This is a genomic window from Chelativorans xinjiangensis (assembly GCF_009812055.1).
Classification (GTDB): Bacteria; Pseudomonadota; Alphaproteobacteria; order Rhizobiales; family Rhizobiaceae; genus Chelativorans; species Chelativorans xinjiangense.
The window spans coordinates 1-13,050 of sequence record NZ_WQNH01000082.1 but is presented as its reverse complement, the minus strand read 5'-3'; the positions used below and the strand labels follow the sequence as shown (position 1 = coordinate 13,050).

Sequence of the window (13,050 nt, the reverse complement as noted above, 5' to 3'; positions counted from 1 at the left end):
TGGCGCTGCCGTGAAGAACCTGTCCCATAGTGCATCCTTCCATTCCTGGGAAAACAATGCACCATCAAAATGCGGGATCAAACAACTAACGTGTACTGGCGCGGGATGGCGAAGCGGCTGCTCGCACACCTCACGGCTTCCGGAGTTGCCGTGGAACCAGCGCAAGAGCAGATCCGAATGCTGTTTTATGCGGCCCTGGACGAGATGCAGGCATCGTCACGTGCTTCCGAAAACGCTCAGCAATAGGACCTTATCCGCCTACTGACTACGAAACCGGAGGAGGGATGCTCCCATCCGCGAAAGTGCTGTCGGCGTGGCACGGAAGCGCCTTCAGACATTCGCGTTGGATCGGGCATACGGCGCGACCGGGGGTGGTCTCACCTTCTCACGAGAATAGAGTGCGGCGAGATAGTGCGGTCTTCGATCGAACGCTGATCATGGGCAACGGCGGGTGCGGAAAGACGTGGCTCGCCCGTCGGCTAGGGAATGCGCTCGTCTTTCCCGTTGTCCACCTGGACGACATGCATTGGGAGCTCGGCCGTTGTGGCGTTGCTCGCGACAGAGGGCTCAGGGACGCCGATGTCCAGGCGGCGGCGCAAGCGGACACCTGGATCATGGAGGGCATATATGGGCAGTTGGTGAACGTGGTCTCCGGCCGGATCTCCGCCCTGGTCTGGATTGATCTGCCGGAGGAGGAGTGCATCGCGAACATCAAGCAGAGAGGCACCCAACGCGGCGAAAGCCAGGAACAGTTTCAAGACCTTCTGAACTGGGTGGCGGAATACAGAACCAGAGCAAAAAACTGGAATTCTTTTGAAGGCCACTCGAAGCTGTTTGCAGGATTTCCTGGGCGCAAATGGCATTTATCCAGTCGGAATGAAATTGCCGCTTTCGTCGAGCACGTCATTAGGTCTTCGGCTGCGGCCACAGATGTCTCAGGCGGGGGTGCCGCTGAATGTCGCTCACCGAAGTAAACGTTGACGCGTCCCATCCGGCGCGCTCCGCAAGCTCAACAATCTCTGGTTGGTCATCGAAGAACAACGGCCTTTCTCCGGACTTGATTTCGAGCGCCCGATTGATGGCTTCAAAGAAGCGTATATCCTTCTTGGGAAAGCCAATTTCGGCGCTGTAGAAGATTCCATCAAAGTAGTTCGCGAAACCTAGTTCGTTCCACAAAAAGCGCGCCCGATGATGCTCCTGGCCAGTCGCAACATAGGTTTGCGCTTGGTCTCGTTCTCGTAGCTCCTGCACGACCTTGATCACTCCTCAGCAGACAAATTTAGTCGTTGCACTGTATTGGTGGAAGCGCTCCTCCGCCACCAGAAATGCATTAAGATACTGGAATCGCTCGATAAATCATGACAAATGGTAGCGCCCCTGCCCAAAATTCCTGAATGATTTCAATGCTAGGCGCATCGTCGATCCCCTACCATTTGCGTGCGGTGAGTCTCGCAGGTTCTCAGATCCGACCAATCGGGCGGGAGCCATAGAGTGACTGCAGTGGGGCCGGCAGCTGACTGGCAGCTTCTGGCGTTCAAGGAGCGATAGCTGATGGGGTGGACGCCCCCCGACGGCATCGCTGTGCCAGAATGGAGTGTTGCAACCATTCGAAGGGAGGCGTCCGTGCCTGAGGTTACCACGATCGGTCTGGATATCGCGAAGAATGTGTTCCATGCGCATGGTTCGGATTCACGCGGTCGAGGCGTTTTCTCGAAGCGGCTGAGCCGGGCGAAGGTGCTCGACTTCTTCGCTGCGCAATCGCCTTGCACCGTGGCTATGGAAGCCTGCGGCGGTGCGCATCATTGGGGCCGTGAACTGATGGCGCTGGGCCATGACGTGCGGCTGATCCCACCCGCCTACGTCAAGCCGTTCGTAAAGCGGCAGAAGAAAACGATGCGGTGGATGCCGAAGCGATCTGCGAGGCAGCGCAGCGCCCAACCATGCGCTTCGTGGCCGTGAAGAGCGAGGAGCAACAGGCGTCCGCCCTCGTGTTCCGGACCCGCGATCTCTTGGTTCGCCAGCGCACCCAACTCGTCAACGCCATCCGGGGGCACCTCACCGAGTACGGTTGGGTGGCGCCGAAGGGAGTGTCCTACGTCTCGATGCTCGGCGATATGCTCGAGGAGGAGATGGCCGCCTCCTTACCGGCGGCGGCGGTCGCGATGTTTCGTGTCATGCTGGATCTCCTGGCCGAGCTGGACGAGCGGATCGCGTATCTTGACCGGGAGATCGCTCGCCGTGCCCGCGAGGACGAGACGGCGCGCCGGCTGATGACCATCCCCGGCATCGGGCCGATCACCGCGACGGCGTTGACCGCGCTTGCTCCCGCTGCCGAAACCTTTGCCAAGGGTCGCGACTTCGCCGCCTGGCTGGGTCTGACACCGTTGCAGCGATCGACCGGAGGCAAACAGAAGCTCGGCGCGACGTCGAAGATGGGCGAGCGAACGCTGCGCCGCCTGCTGATTATCGGCGCCAGCGCCGTCGTCAAACAGGCGTCGCGTCGCGGAGCTCCCAAGGGATCGTGGCTGGAACGAATGCTGTCGTGCAAGCCGCGCATGCTGGTGACGGTGGCGCTCGCCAACAAGATGGCGCGCATTGTCTGGGCCCTTCTGGCGAAGGGCGGAAGTTACCGAGCTCCGGCGGCGGTCGCGGCGTAAGCCGGGATCGACGTCAGAGGCTGTCGGAGACGCGAGGTCGGTCGAAGGAGGGTATGGCACAACAGTCGGCGAGACGGGGCTGGGAGAACCAGGGAATGGCAGAGCGCTACCCAAGCGCGCAAAGCTGATGTGGATCCAGTCCGCGAACTCCCATACGGGCCCGCAGCCGATGGCTGCATCAGGAGGCCGGACAGATGGCAGCATCCGACATCGTGCCTACCGCCAAAAACTGCTTGCGTCCGAAGGGGCGTCCACAGATGACATTCCTCTTCCGACCCCAATCTCAGTCATCAGGGCAACATTATCCTTTAATCGGAGGCGGTCATTCGTTCGGATTCCCGGCGATAAAGAGTCCACGGCGCATCTGCCCAATCGACACGTGCTTGAACAGCTGGAAAACACTCCACCGACAGCCTCTGGTTATTTCCGCCTAGGGGCTATAGGGCTGGGAGTACTTAGTTACCTTCTCAACCCAGGCCGGTGCGTCCTTTTGCATGTGACAACTGCACCCGAGGGTGGGCAGCTTGATCTCAACTACATTCGATCGGATGATCTCCGGAGAACTTAGGAGGACGCATGGCGGGCCGATCGCCGAGGCAGTGGCTCCGCCGGGCGCATCCGAACTGGCGGGAACTGTACGACCCCGCCAACGAATTGCCGCACAACTACGGTTGTCCTCAGGCCTATCGGACACCCGTTCCGGAGGAGTCCTATCCCACCGCCTGGATCGCCGACCGCGCGGCCGCATGGATCCGCGAACAGGCGGGTGGCGACGCCCCGTTCTTCGCCTTTGTATCGTTTCCCGACCCGCACCATCCCTTCAACCCGCCCGGCAAGTTACTGGTCAATGTACCAGCCAGAGCAGTTTGAAGTCGGCTTGCCATATTCGGCACATGAAAACCCGCCGCCACCGCTCCGATATCTGCGCGAACGCTGGGAGCAGGGCGAACGCGAAGCCGTATCCCAGGCGGCGTTCTATGCGGATGATCAAGCCTTGCGCGAGGCGATGGCGCTCACCGCCGGCACGATCACCATGATCGACGACAGGATCGGCGAGGTGCTGAACGCGCTGGAGGAATCCGGGCAGGCGGAGGATACGATCGTCATCTTTACCTCGGACCGTTCATGGCGACTCTGGCGAGCTCGACCTTTACTCTACCGGGTTGAGGAAGGCGGCTGTCCCTTCATAGCGGTCACTGCTGCAGCAAGGACCGCTCTGCCAACCAAAATTGGCATCCTCGTGTTGGAAACTGGCGAACGCGGCGAGGTCAGCCCATCATCGAAGGCACCTGCGCCGCCAGCGCGTCGATGAGGACACGCAGGCGCAACGGCGTGAAGGGGGTTTGCGGCCAGAGTGCTGAACTGTTGAACTCAGTTGCCGGCAGCTCGTCGAATAAGCGGACGAGTTCGCCCTTCGCGACGCGCGAGCGGATCAGCCAGCAGGGAAGCCACGCTAACCCTAGCCCGGCCGCGGCTGCATCGCTGATGGCTTCCAGGTCGTCGAGTCGCAGGCGGCCGTTCATAACGACTTGGACATTCTTCCCTTGGCTATCGGGAAACAGCCAGGTCCTGGTGTAGCGCGGATTTGCGTAGTCGATGGCCTGATGGGATGGGAGGTCGGCCAGCGTGGTGGGCCGGCCGTGCCTTTGGAGATACGCCGGAGACGCACAGACAGTCATGCGCTGACGGGCGATTGTGCGGGTCATCAGGCCGGGATCATGGGGCAGCGTGCCATTGCGGACCGCCAGGTCATAGCCTTCTTCGATGAGATCGACCGGCCGATCGGTGAATGCGATTTCCACCACGAGTCTCGGACATTTGCGCATGACATCATAGAGGACGGGCGCTATGCAATGGCGGCCAAACACAACCGGAACCGTCACGCGCACTTTGCCCACCGCCTCTGTAAGGCCGGATTCTAGCGCCAGTTCCGCCTGTTCCAGCTCCCGCAGGACACGCGTACAACGCTCGTAGAAGGCTTGCCCATCCTCGGTCAGAGTAAGCACCCGCGTCGTGCGATGGCAGAGCCGCACGCCTAGCCGCGCCTCCAGCTTCGCCACCGCCTTACCGACGGCAGAGCGGGAGAGGTTCAGGCGCGCGGCCGCGGCGGCGAAGCTTCCCGCCTCCGCCACTGTGGCGAATTCGCGAATCCCGCTCAGTCGGTCGGTCATGAGGCACCATTGTAGAGCAAGCTGCTACATTTAGCGGAAAAGTTATCCGCACTGCAAATCGAAAAGAGCGAATATTGTGTCGGCCTGTCTCCCAACTGGAGTGACCTATGAACCAGCATGTCAGAACAGGCAGGATGAAGCGTTGGACGCTCAAAAGCGTCGGTCGCGCCAATCTCGAATTCGACTCGGCTGAAGTGCCGGCGCCCGCAGGGAGCGAGATTCTGGTGAAAGTCGCCGCCGTGTCGCTGAACTATCGCGACCTCCTTCTCATTGACGATGGCTTGGGCTTTGCGGCCAAGTCCGAGCCGTTCGTTCCGGCATCCGACGCGGCAGGCACGGTGGTTGCGGTGGGCGGCGCCGTCACGCGCTTTAAACCGGGAGACCGGGTGATCACGACCTTCATCCCCGGCTGGATCGACGGATCGGGCTTCGGCTCCGCGCGCGAGCCGAATTACCGCACGCTTGGCGGCGCTATGCAGGGTGTGCTGTCGGAGTATATCGTGCTCAATCAGGATGGGCGGTGAAGGCGCCCGAGACCCTGAACGACGCTGAAGCAAGCACGCTGCCCTGCGCCGGCCTGACCGCGTGGACCGCGCTGGTGGAACGTGGGTATCTCCACGCTGGCCAGACGGTGGTGGTTCAGGGAACGGGTGGAGTCGCGCTCTTCGGACTCCAGCTCGCCGTTGCCCATGGCGCGGAGGTAATCGTGGTCTCCGGCGATGATGACAAGCTCGAGCGCGCAAGGGCGCTCGGCGCCGCGCACGGGATAAACCGCGGGAGGGAAGACTGGGTGGAGGCGGTTTACCGCCTGACGGGCGACTACGGGGCCGATCATATCCTCGAGATTGTTGGCGGCGCGCACCTCGATCGCGCGCTCCGGGCCGCGGCGGTGTTCGGGCGCGTGTCGCTCATCGGCGTGCTCGAAGGGTTCGAGATATCAGGTCATTTCGCTCCGCTGGCGCTCAAGCATCTGACCGTCGAGGGTATCCAGGTCGGCCACCGGCGCGGGCTGGAGGATTTCGTCCGCGCCGTCGACCGGATCCGCATGAAGCCGGTGATCGATGTGGAATATGAACTCGCCGACCTGCCAGCGGCGCTCGGCCATCTGGCGCGCGGCCCATTTGGAAAGGTCGTCCTACGCGTGGCAGCATAGTCCGTGAAGCCGCTGACTACCGCTTTCCACCAGGTGGAGCCGGATATAGCTGTGCCAGTTGGGCCGAGAGTTGACGGTCGGCTTTCGGGATCCGAGCGTGGAAAGCGGCCGTTCCGTTTCCGACCCTGGCTGTGTAAAAACGCCGACTTCACGGTTAATCGTGGCTACCCGCGCAGCTCAAGCGGGATGATAGGCGATTTTTGCTTTCGAGCTCGATCCAGGTGTCGAATTGGCCTCCATATCGGCGTTTGAGCCGAGTTTCGGGCAAATCATGAGAAGGCGGAGGCGCTCACCCCCGCATCGCCGCCACCAATGCCTTGGAGCCGATGATGTTCATGACCCGGGTCATGTTGTAGGCGAGCACGTGCAGCGCCATCTCCGCACGCACGTTCGGCAGGCGCTTCGTGAGCATGCACCCAGTCATCCAACTGCTCGGGAAGCAGTGTACCCTGGCTCCTGTCGACACCCTCGATATACCGCTTCATGACACCCCCTCGACCATGTCAAAAGGGTATCATGTTCGGCGTTTTTACACAGCCTGGACCCATCTCGGCCATTTGTTCCGACCGACGAACGCCACCGCCATGTCGCAGCGTGAAGATCGCTACAACGACAATACCGGGGATGGATTTCTTTGAACTCCGATCCGGCGGCTAGGAGCCGCATCCTGTCGCGCACTCCGATGGGCCGCATCGGCGAATCGCTGTCTGGTTGTTACGGTGCCGGTGAAGGAAGACTGAGCACCTCCTGACGGGCCGCTGTCAGGAAGGCTGTGCGATACTTCTCTTCCCATGGCTGCCGCGCAACGAAAGGCCTTGTGACTATGACGATTTCTCCGTTTCTCACTGCTCTCGGATCGGAAGGTCCGCCAGCCGACCGAGCGAAAGACATAGACCTCTATGGGTGGCTGATCGGAAGCTGGGAAATGGACACCGTCCGCCACCTTGAGGACGGCACAATCCAGAAATCGACTGGAGAAATCCATTTCGGCTGGGTGCTCGAAGGTCGCGCGATTCAGGACATCTGGATCAGGCCTAGGCGCCCTGCGCCGTCCACTATGTATGGCACGACTTTGCGCATCTTCGACCCTGGAATCGGTGGTTGGCATATCATCTGGAGTGACCCGCTCAACCAAGATTACTCGCGCCAGATCGGGCGGGCCGAGGGTAAGGACATTGTCCAGATCGGCGATGATTCGCGCGGTCTGAAAACTCGATGGCGTTTTACTGAGATCACTGCCAACAGCTTCCATTGGATCGGCGAGGAAAGATCTTCCGAGCGCGACCCTTGGCACATCACATATGAACATTTGGCCCGCAGAACCAGTCCCTGAATCATGTCGAGGAACGCAACGATCCTCTCGTATATTCTCCCAAACCCGCTCGGCCGGAGCCGAGTGGGTCCTGACCGTTTTCCACCAGTCGAAGCCGTTTTTGGCTGTTCCGGGTTGGGGCGGAAGCTGACCTTCCGCTTTTGGAGCGCAGCTATCAGATAGCTACCGTTCAGCCTTCTCCGACCCCCATCTCGACATTCGCCCGTTCGCCAGGAGTCTCCGCTTCGGACCCCGTTTTAACCCCGCTGGTGATGAGCTAACCTTCGTTGCACAGTCCGCCGGTCAGCTATCCGACCGCCCGGTGAGCGGTAATAATCCACGACCGCGAGTCGAAAAGCACGCCCTCCGGGGTCATATGCGCCTGCAGTAAGTCGCGCAGCCGCTGTAATGGCCGGTCGGTCGGCTCATGCGTACGCGCAATCGCGTCCTTCACAAGATGGAAGCCAGTGAGTGCGTCAAACGCCGCATCGATGTTCGACCCATAGAAGACCGGCTCATGTACATCGGTGAAGTCGATTGACGTAAATCCGGCCGCGCTCAGAAGTTCTGTGGCGATGGCGGGATCGCCAAGTGAAAACGGTTTGCCAGCATCTACAGAAATCCCGCCCCCCGGAGCCAATGCCTGCCTAATGGCACCAGACCACTCGTTGCGCTCCCGGTTCTGCCACACCATCCACACAAGGCGCCCGCCTGGGCGCATCGCCCGGCCGATATTGGCAAATGCCGCCGGATCAGGAAAGAACATCACGCCAAACCGGCTGATGCAGAGGTCGAAACCGGCAGCGGAAAATGCATGGAATTGCGCATCGCCCTGCTCGAATACCACATTCCGCAGCCCTTCTTCGGCGCAACGTCGCCGGGCGACCTCGAGCATCTCCGCTGAAGTATCCATCCCAACCACGGCTCCTTCCGCCGCGATGCGGGCGGCCTCACGAGTCGTTTGTCCTGCGCCACAACCAATATCCAGCACCCGGTCACGGCTTCCAACGCTGGCAGCGGCCTGCAAGTGCCGGTTGTGCGGTCTCAATTCCGCGTCGTAAAAGTCAGCACATTCCAACGCCATCACACTCACCCGGCTTTGTCTTCGCTATCGACGGACGCTCGTTCCGCTGCCGTTTCCACGGCGGCCTTTGGCCTCTGTCAGTCGTTGCAGCGCCGAGAATTCGCTCCTGGGCGGCGCGCCGAGGTGCAAGACGCGCAGTTTGTGCATGAATTCGTCCCACAATTCCGGCCCGCCCTTCAAGCAATTGCGCCCGGTCGCATTCCACGAACCCGATCGCCCGTACCGCCATGACTGCTCCAATGTTGCGCAGCGTTCAGAGACCACGCCTATGGGAAATGAAGTTCCCTCGGACCATTTACCGGCACATATCGATGGCTGATGGTCATACCACGTCGCCGCTTCTCGCCAGGTCGAACCCGGCAGGCGAATCTGCCACTCGGGCCCCTGCCAATGATTTCTCCATCCTTACGCAGCCGAAGCGCGTTCGGTCCGGAAATTCGATCTCTCTGGCCAACTCCGCCGATAGCCGAGCTTCTCGTAGAGGGCGATGCCCGAAAGTGTCACCGTAAGGTGAAGCGCGTGGACACAATGTTCGGCGGCGTCCCGTTCTACCCGAAGCATGATCGCCGACCCGATGCCGCGGCGGGCGGCGGCGGGAAGGGCGATCGGCGCCGCAAGCCGGATGAGCGCGCGCCCTTCCGAAGGCGCAGGCGCCACCTGGCATCTCCTTCGAGGTTGGAGGCCGAAGCCAGGTCTGCAGGTGCGAGAGACATTTGATAAACCCTGTTGCTGCGGCGCCGCCGGCAGGGACATGAAGGCGGTGACGGCACGCACCAGCCGTGTTGCCCCAGCCGTCATCCCGGCCTGGTCGCCTCGTTCGTCTTGTGGTTACAGCCGTGCCTCGAGGATCAGGTTGAACGGCGTCTCGAAGGCGCGGCGGAAGCGCGTGAAGCCAGCCTTGCGGAATACGTCCTCCAGCCGTGCCTCTCCGGCTTGGGCGCCGAGCACCAAACGGCCGCCATCCGAGATCGCGTGGGCGCAGCAGATGGTTGTGGATGCCGCATAGTACAGCCTGGCCACCGGCGAGACGTTGTCTTCGACGCGATCGTTGGCGAAAGGCTCGACCAGCATCACGGCGCCGTCGGGCGCGAGTGCCTTGGCGGCATGCGCAGCCGCAGCGACCGGATCGCCCATGTCATGCAGTGCGTCGAAGAAGCAGATCAGGTCGTAGCCGTTGCCGCCGTAGTCGTCGGCACGCGCTGCAGCGAAATTCACCCGCTCGGCAACGCCGGCCTCGGCAGCGACCTTTCGCGCCTCCTCCAGCGACGCTTGGTGGCTGTCGAAGCCGTTGAACCTGGACGCCGGAAAAGCCTTTGCCATGAGCACGGTCGAGTGGCCGTGGCCGCAGCCGACATCGGCCACGAGGGCGCCTGCCTCGAGCTTGTCGACGACTCCGTCGAGGGCCGGCAGCCATTCGGGGACGAGGCTTGCCTTGTAGGCGTTGCGGTAGAAGGCGGCGACGCCGCAGGCCAGCCGTCCGTCGTGATCGCCCCAGCTGATGCCCTTGCCGGTGCGAAATGCCTCTATAGCCTTCTCCTCGTCGGCCCACATGGATGCGGGTACGGCCCAGGCATTGGGGACGAAGGCGGGGCTGTCCTCGTCGGCAAGCACCACAGCCTGTTCCGGCGTCAACTCGTAAGTGTCGCTGACCGGATGGTAGGCGACGTAGCCGCCGGTAACCTGGGCGTTGAGCCATTCGCGCACATAGCGTTCGGCGCAGTCGGCGCGAGTGGCGATTTCACGCGCGCTTAGGGGGCCGGCCCCGGCCATTGCCTTGTAGAGGCCCAGCCGGTTGCCCAGGCTGATCATAACGCCGCCGTAGCCAGCCGAAAGATCCTCGAACGCGCGCGCGACGAGCGCATCGAGCTTCGTGGGGTCGATGGCTTTGCTTTGGATGTGCTCCATGTCGATTTCTCCTGTTCGAGCCCCAGACAATCTGAGGCGGTGCGGAGAGATCGCAATTGCCGTGCCCAACCGGCAGAGCCGAACGGTCCAGAATCGGGCCGTTTGTGCCACGCGGCGACAAAGACGTGGCAGCGAACAGTATTTGCCTCCGCGGTGATGTGAGGCATGATACGGCTGCATTGCAGGCACTGTTCCTGCACCGGGGGATTCGAAATGCCGCAAGACGCCGCCCAAGCCGAATCCGAGCCGCTCCATGTTAGCCTCATCGCCATTCCCGAGGCTGTGGTCTCCACGCTCTCCGGCATTTTCGACGTGATGAACGCCTTTGCAATGACGCCGCCACCCGGTTTCCCGTCGTTCCACACCCGGCCGTTCAAGGTCGAGATCGTGGGTCTGCAACGCGGCCCCCTGGAACTCGCCAGTCATGTGCCCATTACGGTGCAGCGCAGCATCTTCGATCTCGATGCAACCGACATCATTATCGTCCCCTCGGTTCTGCTGGGGCCCGACGGCTGGCGAAAGGGATTGCACCCCGAACTGATCGATTGGTTCCGCGCCATGCATCGGCGCGGCGCGCTTTTGTGCTCGGCCTGCTCGGGCATCTTCCTGCTCGCCGAGACGGGGCCTTTCGATGATGTCGATGCGACGGTGCATTTTGGTTACACCAATGCCTTCACAGCCGCGTTTCCCGAGGTGCTGGTCCACCTGGAGCGTGTGCTGGTCGTTTCCGGCAAGCGCGAGGAACTGATCAGCTCGGGCGCCTCCATGACCTGGCACGATCTGGTGCTCTACCTGATTGGCCGTCATGCCGGGGCGACGGCCGCACAGGCGGTCGCGCGGTTCTTCGCCCTGCAGTGGCATCAGGACGGACTTGCGCCCTACATGGTCTTCGAGGGCCGCAACGATCATGGCGACCACGCTATCCAGGCGGCGCAGGAGTGGGTCGCCACGCATTTTTCGGTGGCAAATCCCCTCGAAGAGATGATCCGTCGCACCGGGCTCACCGAGCGCACCTTCAAGCGCCGGTTCACGGCGGCAACCGGCATCAGCCCGATCGCCTATGTGCAGCGCCTGAGGATCGAGGATGCCAAGCGCCGACTCGAGCGAACGGAGGCCTCGGTCGATGAGATCAGCTGGCAGGTCGGCTACGAGGAGCCTGCCTTCTTCCGTCGCCTCTTCAAGCGCATCACCGGCTTGACACCGGGGACATACCGCCGCCGTTTCAAAATTCCCGATTACGCGCGCCCCCGCGTCCGGAGCTAGCCCGAATCTTCAAGTCGGTCACCATGCCCGATTTCCGGCGAGCGTGGCATAAACGGCCCGATTCTGGTCAGGTCCGCTCTGCAATTTCCTCGCTGTCTCTGTGATCACCGCCGAGCCCTGACGGCTGGAACAGGAGACATGCTCGTCCGGCCGCGGCGCATCTATGACCTCCAATACAAAGGAACAGTGTATGAAACGCATGATCAGGCCACTTCTCGCGGCCAGCATCCTCGCGCTCGCCGTCGCCTCCGCACGGGCGGAACAGACGGCTCTCGTCCTCTACGAAACCAAGGGCCAACAAGCGATCCGTCAGGAGGGCATCGCCTTCGTCGAGCTTGACCCCGAGGCGCCCGACTACGGGCGGATCCTCGCGCAGATTCCGCTTCCTCCGGATCTGATTTCGCATCATATTTTCTATAACCCCGCGCGCGACCGGGCCTACATCACCTCGCTCGGACGCCCGGAGCTGTGGGTACTCGACGTGACAAGCTTCCCGTACCGGACGAAGGTCGTACCGGTCCCCGGCTGCGTGGTGGGCGAGGACGTCGCCTTCTCCGAGGCGCGGGATCGCTGGTATCTTACTTGCATGGGAAGTTCGGTGGTCATCGTCGGTGACGCGAAGACTGACGAGATGCTCGACACCATCGACTTGCCCGCGCCCTATCCGCACGGCATCACCGTCCATGACGGGATCGACCGGATGCTGGTGACGAGCACCATCAACCCGAAGGATCCGACGGATGCCGGCGAGTCGATTATGGTCATCCGCCCGAGCACCGGCAAGGTGCAGTCCACGCACAAGGTCTCGGACAAGCCGTCGCCGTCGGGCACGGCCCCCGTCGAGGCGTTCTTCGTTCCCGGCACAGAGCCGCCGGTCGCCTACATTGCCAACATGAACGAAGGCCGCCTCTGGATCGCCGAATGGCAGCCCAAGTCGGAAACGTTCTCCTTCCGTGGCGATTTCGACTTCGCCGCGATCGGCCAAGGCGTGGCGCTCGAGGTCTACTTCAACGCCGCCGGCGACAGAGCCTATGTGACCACGGCGCTGCCCGGGCACCTCAACGCCTTCGACATTTCCGACCCGCGTGCGCCCAAGCACCTCTACGCGGCGGAGGCGGCGGGCGGCGCCCACCACCTGGTGTTCTCGCCGGACGGGAAGCGCGCCTATGTGCAGAACAGCCTGATCAACTTCCCCGGCATGAATGACGGCTCGATCTCGAGGCCGGCAAGAAGATCGGCAGTATCGACACGTTCAAGGATGCGGGCCTCACGATCAACACCATCATGCTGACGCCCGAGGCCGAGGATTATCACGCACATTGACTGCAGCTGCCCGCGGGCCACCGGCTCCGCGGGCACGGAGGCTTCGCTTCTTGCGACGGCAGCTATGCGCCGCCTGTTGCAATGAAGGCTAGTTTAGTGCCCGTCCATAAACGGTAAGCTGCTGAAATTACTGGAGGAATCACCAAATTTCCGCAGGAAAGGCCCGACGGTTTCAGGTACAC

At 61.9% G+C, this 13,050-nt stretch carries 12 protein-coding genes and 2 pseudogenes; 8 read left to right on the top strand and 6 right to left on the bottom strand.

Translation table 11 applies throughout. From position 1 onward, the window contains the following. Positions 1-437: 437 nt before the first annotated feature. Entirely contained in the window at positions 438-974 is a 537-nt protein-coding gene (locus tag GM910_RS25895) for a P-loop NTPase family protein (protein ID WP_159593610.1), read from the top strand. Here the strand turns inward: GM910_RS25895 and GM910_RS27775 are convergent. Then, entirely contained in the window at positions 907-1,263 is a 357-nt protein-coding gene (locus GM910_RS27775; RefSeq protein WP_343033015.1) for an HAD-IA family hydrolase, read from the bottom strand. The two genes, GM910_RS25895 and GM910_RS27775, sit on opposite strands and share 68 nt — an antisense overlap. A gap of 360 nt (positions 1,264-1,623) precedes the next feature. On the opposite strand from GM910_RS27775, the pseudogene GM910_RS25890 reads away from it, so the two are divergent. The 3 genes and pseudogenes from GM910_RS25890 (at position 1,624) to GM910_RS27035 (ending at position 3,969) form a co-directional block, all read left to right on the top strand. Further along, positions 1,624-2,657 (top strand): annotated as a pseudogene (locus tag GM910_RS25890) (IS110 family RNA-guided transposase). Positions 2,658-3,233: 576 nt separating this feature from the next. Next, positions 3,234-3,527 carry a hypothetical protein gene (locus GM910_RS27040; RefSeq protein ID WP_201285603.1) on the top strand — a complete coding sequence of 98 codons (294 nt, stop codon included), beginning with the start codon at positions 3,234-3,236 and terminating at the stop codon, positions 3,525-3,527. Then, positions 3,505-3,969, top strand: a complete 465-nt coding sequence (locus tag GM910_RS27035; RefSeq protein ID WP_201285602.1) for a sulfatase-like hydrolase/transferase — start codon at positions 3,505-3,507, stop codon at positions 3,967-3,969. Before GM910_RS27040 ends, GM910_RS27035 begins: the two co-directional genes overlap by 23 nt. Here GM910_RS27035 and GM910_RS25880 read toward each other — a convergent pair. Then, positions 3,926-4,828 (bottom strand): LysR family transcriptional regulator, encoded by a 903-nt coding sequence (locus tag GM910_RS25880; RefSeq protein WP_159593608.1) that lies wholly within the window; start codon positions 4,826-4,828, stop codon positions 3,926-3,928. The genes GM910_RS27035 and GM910_RS25880 overlap by 44 nt on opposite strands. Positions 4,829-4,935: 107 nt before the next feature. On the opposite strand from GM910_RS25880, the pseudogene GM910_RS25875 reads away from it, so the two are divergent. Then, positions 4,936-5,981 (top strand): annotated as a pseudogene (locus tag GM910_RS25875) (zinc-dependent alcohol dehydrogenase family protein). Positions 5,982-6,270: 289 nt separating this feature from the next. On the opposite strand, the gene GM910_RS27685 reads toward GM910_RS25875, so the two are convergent. Further along, positions 6,271-6,393 (bottom strand): hypothetical protein, encoded by a 123-nt coding sequence (locus GM910_RS27685; RefSeq protein ID WP_281354928.1) that lies wholly within the window; start codon positions 6,391-6,393, stop codon positions 6,271-6,273. 513 nt (positions 6,394-6,906) lie between these two features. Between GM910_RS27685 and GM910_RS25870 the strand changes: the two genes are divergently transcribed. Continuing rightward, positions 6,907-7,314, top strand: coding sequence for a hypothetical protein (locus GM910_RS25870; RefSeq protein WP_246226375.1), 408 nt, complete (start codon positions 6,907-6,909; stop codon positions 7,312-7,314). A gap of 286 nt (positions 7,315-7,600) precedes the next feature. On the opposite strand, the gene GM910_RS25865 is transcribed toward GM910_RS25870, so the two are convergent. From GM910_RS25865 to GM910_RS25855, 3 genes are all read right to left on the bottom strand, one after another. Further along, the gene (locus tag GM910_RS25865) at positions 7,601-8,377 is read right to left on the bottom strand and encodes a class I SAM-dependent methyltransferase (protein ID WP_159593604.1); all 777 of its coding nucleotides are present in this window, start codon (positions 8,375-8,377) and stop codon (positions 7,601-7,603) included. A 405-nt stretch (positions 8,378-8,782) separates the two neighbouring features. Further along, positions 8,783-9,034: a GNAT family N-acetyltransferase gene (locus tag GM910_RS25860; RefSeq protein WP_159593602.1), complete on the bottom strand. Its 252-nt coding sequence runs from the start codon at positions 9,032-9,034 to the stop codon at positions 8,783-8,785. 171 nt (positions 9,035-9,205) lie between these two features. Next, on the bottom strand, positions 9,206-10,282 hold the full coding sequence (locus GM910_RS25855; protein WP_159593600.1) for a class I SAM-dependent methyltransferase: 1,077 nt from the start codon (positions 10,280-10,282) through the stop codon (positions 9,206-9,208). Positions 10,283-10,495: 213 nt separating this feature from the next. Here GM910_RS25855 and GM910_RS25850 point away from each other — a divergent pair, with 213 nt between their 5' ends. Both GM910_RS25850 and GM910_RS25845 read left to right on the top strand, forming a co-directional pair. After that, positions 10,496-11,545 carry a GlxA family transcriptional regulator gene (locus tag GM910_RS25850; protein ID WP_159593598.1) on the top strand — a complete coding sequence of 350 codons (1,050 nt, stop codon included), beginning with the start codon at positions 10,496-10,498 and terminating at the stop codon, positions 11,543-11,545. A gap of 190 nt (positions 11,546-11,735) precedes the next feature. Next, entirely contained in the window at positions 11,736-12,836 is a 1,101-nt protein-coding gene (locus GM910_RS25845; RefSeq protein WP_201285601.1) for a YncE family protein, read from the top strand. Positions 12,837-13,050 lie beyond the last annotated feature (214 nt).